At 70.9% G+C, this 5,795-nt stretch carries 6 protein-coding genes; 3 read left to right on the forward strand and 3 right to left on the reverse strand.

The genetic code is table 11. From position 1 onward, the window contains the following. Together VFZ39_RS01210 and VFZ39_RS01215 are read right to left on the reverse strand one after the other, a co-directional pair. Window positions 1–270, reverse strand: a 270-nt coding sequence (locus VFZ39_RS01210; RefSeq protein ID WP_330863893.1) for a DUF1365 family protein, incomplete at its 3' end; no start/stop codon positions are given. Further along, on the reverse strand, window positions 267–1,520 hold the full coding sequence (locus tag VFZ39_RS01215) for an NAD(P)/FAD-dependent oxidoreductase (protein ID WP_330863894.1): 1,254 nt from the start codon (window positions 1,518–1,520) through the stop codon (window positions 267–269). The genes VFZ39_RS01215 and VFZ39_RS01210, both read right to left, overlap by 4 nt. 120 nt (window positions 1,521–1,640) lie before the next feature. Between VFZ39_RS01215 and VFZ39_RS01220 the strand changes: the two genes are divergently transcribed. The 3 genes from VFZ39_RS01220 (at window position 1,641) to VFZ39_RS01230 (ending at window position 5,058) form a co-directional block, all read left to right on the forward strand. Continuing rightward, window positions 1,641–2,066 carry an SRPBCC family protein gene (locus VFZ39_RS01220; protein WP_330863895.1) on the forward strand — a complete coding sequence of 142 codons (426 nt, stop codon included), beginning with the start codon at window positions 1,641–1,643 and terminating at the stop codon, window positions 2,064–2,066. Between the two features lie 13 nt (window positions 2,067–2,079). Next, window positions 2,080–2,979 carry a MerR family transcriptional regulator gene (locus VFZ39_RS01225; protein ID WP_330863896.1) on the forward strand — a complete coding sequence of 300 codons (900 nt, stop codon included), beginning with the start codon at window positions 2,080–2,082 and terminating at the stop codon, window positions 2,977–2,979. Between the two features lie 252 nt (window positions 2,980–3,231). Further along, the gene (locus tag VFZ39_RS01230; protein ID WP_330863897.1) at window positions 3,232–5,058 is read left to right on the forward strand and encodes an MFS transporter; all 1,827 of its coding nucleotides are present in this window, start codon (window positions 3,232–3,234) and stop codon (window positions 5,056–5,058) included. A gap of 93 nt (window positions 5,059–5,151) precedes the next feature. Here VFZ39_RS01230 and VFZ39_RS01235 read toward each other — a convergent pair. Continuing rightward, the coding region (locus VFZ39_RS01235) for a YcaO-like family protein (RefSeq protein ID WP_330863898.1) at window positions 5,152–5,795 on the reverse strand (644 nt) is incomplete at its 5' end.

Consider the following 5,795-nt stretch of genomic DNA (forward strand, 5'->3'; position numbering starts at 1 on the left):
GGACGGGACGAGCTCGACTCCGCGGTGGGCCAGGAAACGTGACACGTCCCCGCGGATGCCCCCGCCCTGACGACCGCCGTCGAGGTGGTCGCGCGCATCGAACCGCGCCAGCAGCCGGGTCGGCCAGGGCAGCTCCGGCAAGGCGTCGACGTCCACCAGCCACTGGTAGTGGTGGTGGCGGAACGCATGTTCTACGGGCGTGTGACGCGCGTGGGCGACGGTCCCGACGACCAGGGCGGGCGTGGAGGGTGGGATGAGAGGGACGGTCACCACGAGGCTCCGAGCTTGGCGGCTGCCTCCACCCCGGAGCGGCAGCCGTCCTCGTGGAAGCCCCAGCCGAGGTGCGCGCCTGCGAACGCGAGCCGGGCGCCACCGGCGCTCCGTAGGCGCGAGGCCGCCTCGACGGCTGCCGTCGTGAAGATCGGGTGAGCGTAGGCCATCTCCGCGACGACCGTGGCCTCGTCGACGTGCCCCTCGGCGTTGAGGGTCACGACATGGTCGCGGGAGTCCGTGAGCCCCTGCAGTCGGTTCATCCAGTAGCTCACGACGACTCCCTCGGCGGGAGCGTCGCAGCGCATCCGATAGTTCCAGGACGCCCGCGCAGCGCCACGGTCCGGCAACACCGAAGAGTCGTGGTGGAGCCAGGTCCGGTTCACCGAGTAGCCGATGGCGGAGAGGTCCTCCTTCTCCGCGGGCGTCGCGTCGGCGAGCAGCGCCAGGGCCTGGTCGGCGTGGGTCGCGATGACAGCCGCGTCAAAGCTCTGGGGAGCACCGTCTGCGGTGACGACGTCAACAGTCCCTTCGTGCCGCGTCAGGGAGGTGATCGGCGTACCCCGTCGCACATCTTCCAGCTGGGCTGTCAAGCGGTCGACGTAAGTACGTGAGCCGCCGACGACGGTGCGCCACGAAGGTGACCCCTTGACCGTGAGCATCCCGTGGTGATCGAGGAATCGGAAGAGATGGCGCGCCGGATAGGCACGCGTGTCGGAGTCCCCGGAGGACCACACGCAGGACACCAGGGGAAGCGCGAAGTGTCGTACGAAGTAGTCGGAGAACCCGCAGCCATCCAGGAACTCACCCCAGGTCGTCTCGGCATCGCCGGCGGCCAGCACGCGTCGGGCCTCCCGGTGGAACCGCGGCACCTCGACGAGCATCCGGACGAAACGGGGATCGGCCGCGCGGCGCGGCTGGGCCAGGATCCCCCGCACGCCCCTACCGCCGGCGTACGACAGCCCGCAGGCGCACGTGATGCTCATGCTCATCTCGGTGGCGCGCGTCTCTACACCGAGCTCCGCGAAGAGGCGCAACAGGTGTGGGTAGGTCCGCTCGTTGTGAACGATGAAGCCGCTGTCGACGGCCAGTGAACGACCGTCCTCTGTGGTCACGTCGTGGGTGTGGGCGTGGCCACCGAGGCGGTCGGCAGCCTCGAACAGCGTCACGGCGTGCGTCTTCGCCAAGACGTGGGCGGCGGTCAGGCCGGAGACGCCGGCACCGATCACGGCGACGGTGGGGCGGGTCATGGCGTCTCCTGCGGATGGGTTGACACGTCGGTGGTTCGGGAAGGCGGGGGCATCGGATTGCCCTTCATGTATAAGGACTGTAGGGTGTTTGTATCAGGTATGTCAAAGGTTGGGAGATTCATGGACATCGTCCGCACGATCGAAATTCCGCGCCCCCCGGAGGAGGTCTACGCCTACCTCCGGGACTTCACGTCCACGAACGAGTGGGACCCCGGCACGGTCAATACCACCCGCGAGGAGGGGGACGGAGGGATTGGCACGCGATACCACAACGTCTCCGAGTTCCTCGGCCGGACGACCGAGCTCATCTACGTCGTCGAGGAGGACGCGGCGCCCCACACCTTCCGTCTGCGAGGCGAGAACAAGACCGTCGTCGCCCACGACACGATGACGCTGAAGCCCACTTCGAGCGGCGGGACCGAGCTCACGTACCGCGCGGAGTTCACGTTCAAGGGGCTGGCCAGGCTGCTGGCTCCCCTAGCCGCGCCAGCGTTCCGCAAGCTCGGCGACGACGCCGAGGAGGGTCTGCGCAAGGCACTGGCCTGAGCGCAGCACGGCGGTGTACACCATCAAGCACGCAGCCGAGCTCGTCGGCGTCAGCGTCTCGACGCTCCGGGCCTGGGAGCGGCGCTACGACCTGATCGCGCCCCGCCGAACCGACGCGGGCTATCGGCTGTACGACGCCGACTCGGTGCGCGCGCTGATCACCATGCGGGGACTCGTGCTCGCCGGGTGGTCGGCGCGGCAGGCCGCGGAGGAGACGAGGCGGCGAACAGCGGACCGATCGCCGCTTAAGCCGCCTGCAGCGCTCCATGGCCCTGCTCCGAACGGCGACATAGAGGCGCTTGTCCGGGTCGCGGAGGACTTCGACGTCACCGGCCTCGCGACCGTCCTGGACCATGAGTTCAGCACCGCTTCGTTCGAGGCGGTAGCCGATGGTTGGCTGCTTCCGGCGATGCGCCAGCTCGGACTCGCGTGGGAGTCCGGGAGGGTCACCGTGGCCGCGGAGCATCTGGTGTCGGAGGGGGTGGTCCGCAGGCTCAACGCCGCGTTCGAGGCCTCGGGAGCGGCAGCCCGAGGGCCGCGGGTCCTCGTCGGCCTGCCGGCAGGAGCCCGTCACGAGGTCGCGCTGCTGGCGTTCGCTGTGGCGACCAGGCGGGCCGGCCTCGCCACCACCTACCTCGGCGCAGACGTCCCGACCGCTCAGTGGGCCGCAGCCGCGACTCTCGGACATGCCGTCTGTGTCGTGCTGGCGGTGAGCATGCCCGAGGACGTCGTCGTCCTCGAGGACGTCGTGGAGTCTCTGGCCGCCGCTCATCCAGCGCTGCTCGTCGCGGTAGGCGGCGGCCTTCAGGACCACGCACCGCAGTCGTGCCTGCGCCTGGGGCACGAGATCGGCTCCGCCGCGGCGCACCTCGCCTCACAACTCTCGGCTCGCTCGCCATTCGACTTGGAATGACCGGCTGGTCGCCGGCGGGTTGCCCGCGAGCCTGACGCGTCCTCCGTGGGCACTACTGGCCACCTCGGCGGGGCCCTGGCTTACACATCGCGACGGGCCACAAACCACGCCGACACGGCAGTGAGCACCAGCAAGACGCCGAGGAGCAGCAAGCTCCCCGCGCCCGCCGATTGCTGTGGCAACCTTGAGCTGACTGACGACGGCGCGTGGCGGGGTCACGGCTGCCGTTACGGCACTGCAGGGGGACACAGGATGCAGGCGCACAGCCGGGTCGGGACCGACACCACGACGATCGGGACGCTTCGCACGGCTCGGCCGATCCACCCGGTCCTGCCGGCAGTCGTGGCTGCGCTGGTTCTGCACGGGCTCTGGGTGACGCTGGTCGCCAGCAGCGGCGGGGACCTCGCCGCGCAGGACGCCTGGGCCGAGTTCGCGCGGGACCACCCCGGCAGCGCCTACAACTTCGCCTGGTACGGCGGCATGCACCCCGCTTCGTACAGTCTGCTGTCGCCGTACGTGATGGCGGCGCTCGGCGTGCGCGTCACCCTGGTGCTCGCCGGCACCGTGTCAGCGGGACTGCTCGCGTTGCTGCTCCTGCGGGACCCCGCGGTCCGCCGGCCGACGTGGCCGGCGCTGTACGGCGCGCTCGCGCTCACCGGCAGCGCCGTGTCGGGGCGGGTCACCTTCGCCCTCGGCACCATGTGCGGCCTGGCCGCCCTGGCGGTCGTGCAGGCGTGGCAGGACCCGGGCAGCGCCACCGCGGGCAGGCCGGGCCGACCCCGCGCGGTCCTGGCCGGAACGCTGTCGGCCCTCGCCACGGCCTCGAGCCCGGTCGCCGGCCTGTTCCTCGGCGTCGTGGCGGCTGCGTCGTGGCTGGCCGGTCGGCGCACGGTGGCGTGGCTGCTCGGCGGGCCACCCCTGGCAGTGATCGCACTGTCCTCCTTGGCCTTCCCCTTCTCGGGCCGGCAGCCGATGGGCTTCAGCTCCACGATCCTGCCGGTCGCTCTCGCCCTGGCCTGCTGGGTGCTCGCCCCGCCGTCATGGCGCACCGTGCGGCTCGGTGCCCTGCTCTACACGGTCGGTGTCATCGCCGTCTGGATGGTCCCGTCCCCCATCGGCAGCAACATGAACCGGCTCGGGCTGGTCTTCGGCGGCACCCTGTTGGTCGCGATCGCCGCAGCGCGGTCCTCGCCGTTGACCGCCCTGCGCGAGCGCCGGGACACCCGGGCGACGGTGCGCGCGGTGGTGCTCGCCACCGCCATCACCACCGCCTCGGTCTGGCAGGTCGCCGTCGCCGCGCGGGACGTGATCCACAGCCAGTCGAACGCCGCATGGAACGACCTCGCTCCCCTGGTGCGGCAGCTCGAGCGGCGCGGGGCCGATCGCGGCCGGGTCGAGGTGGTGCCGACCCGGAGCCACCGCGAGGCCTCGGCGCTGGCGCCGTACGTCAACCTCGCCCGGGGGTGGAACCGCCAGGCGGACACCGTGCGCAACCCGGTCTTCTACGAGCCCGGGGCGTTGACCCCGGCGTCGTACCGCACCTGGCTGAGCCGGTGGGCGGTGCAGTACGTCGTGCTGGCGACCGGCCCTTCCGACGTGGCGGCGCAGGCGGAGGCCCGGCTCGTCGCCACCGGCCCGAACTACCTGAGCGAGGTGTGGAGCGACGACAACTGGCGGCTCTTCGAGGTCCTGGCACCGACGCCGTTGGTCGACCCGCCCGCGGAAGTGACCGCGTTCGACGCGGACCAGGTCGTGATCACGATGCCCGACGCCGGCACGGTGCTGGTCCGGATCCCCTACTCACCCTGGCTCGGCCTGGTCGACGAGCACGGCAGCTTGCTGGAGCCGCCCGAAGCGGAGGCAGAGACTCCGGCCGACCACCGTGGCTGCCTCAGCGAATCGGTGACCCCTTCCGAGGAGGACGAGACTTCGGACAGCTGGACCGTGCTGCATGCGCCGGAGCCGGGCAGCTACCGGATCGCGGCACCCTACGGGTTGGGACACGGCACGACCTGTCCCCCCGATGTCGCCGTCCCGAATCGCGCCGACCCTGCTGCCTCGTTCCTCGAACCATGGTGAAGCCTGTGACCTGGTCGGTGTGTCGAGGCGGCACCTCGGACAGGTCCCGAGCCATACCCCGGCACCGTGACGCGGCCCGTTTGCCGGGACCTGTCAGGGGAACGGATGCGGGTCCGGGTTGGGTTCCGTGACCGACACCCTGCGGCCCCCCAGGTAGCGGTAGCGATGGTCGTTGTCGAGCGGCTGCAGACCCGGCACGATGCTGCGAACGACGACGAGACCCGCCCGGGCCACGTCCTCGGTTGTCACGTCCACGGTGAGCACGTCGAAGTCGGCCGCGAGGAGAACCGACAGTGCGTTCGGCCGGCCTGCGAAGCGAGCAGCCACGTCATCCGCTGCGAGCAGCGGTCCGTCGTCGAGGAGGAACCCCATCCGTTCCCTGAGCTCGCGGGAGTCGGCGTGCACGAGGGCGTGGTCGCGCAGGGTGGCGCAGTCGCCGCCGAGCGGGCCGCGAGCACGCAACTCGGGGCTCCTGGTCAGCATGAACCTGGTGAGCAGAGCCTCCTCGAGGGCCAGCAGGATCGCGTGGGACGGGTCCGCGTCCGCGGCGATGCCGAGCGAGGTCATCGGCCTGCCGGCGTCGTCGATGAGTAGCGCGGCGACGACCGGCACGTCGAGGTCCACCGTGAGCAGACTCAGGTACCACCGCGATCCCGACGGCGCGGAGCTCAACAGCGCGTCGATCTCGGAAGAGAGGCCGACGCAGGAAGCGGGATCGATGCGCGGCGTCGGTTGCC

It is taken from the genome of Nocardioides sp. (assembly GCF_036374615.1).
Classification (GTDB): domain Bacteria; phylum Actinomycetota; class Actinomycetes; order Propionibacteriales; family Nocardioidaceae; genus Nocardioides.

Coding starts and splice junctions, on each gene's coding strand:
- VFZ39_RS01215 (WP_330863894.1), bottom strand. CDS start 1,520: ATGACCCGCCCCACCGTCGCCGTGATCGGTGCCGGCGTCTCCGGCCTG.
- VFZ39_RS01220 (WP_330863895.1), top strand. CDS start 1,641: ATGGACATCGTCCGCACGATCGAAATTCCGCGCCCCCCGGAGGAGGTC.
- VFZ39_RS01230 (WP_330863897.1), top strand. CDS start 3,232: ATGCAGGCGCACAGCCGGGTCGGGACCGACACCACGACGATCGGGACG.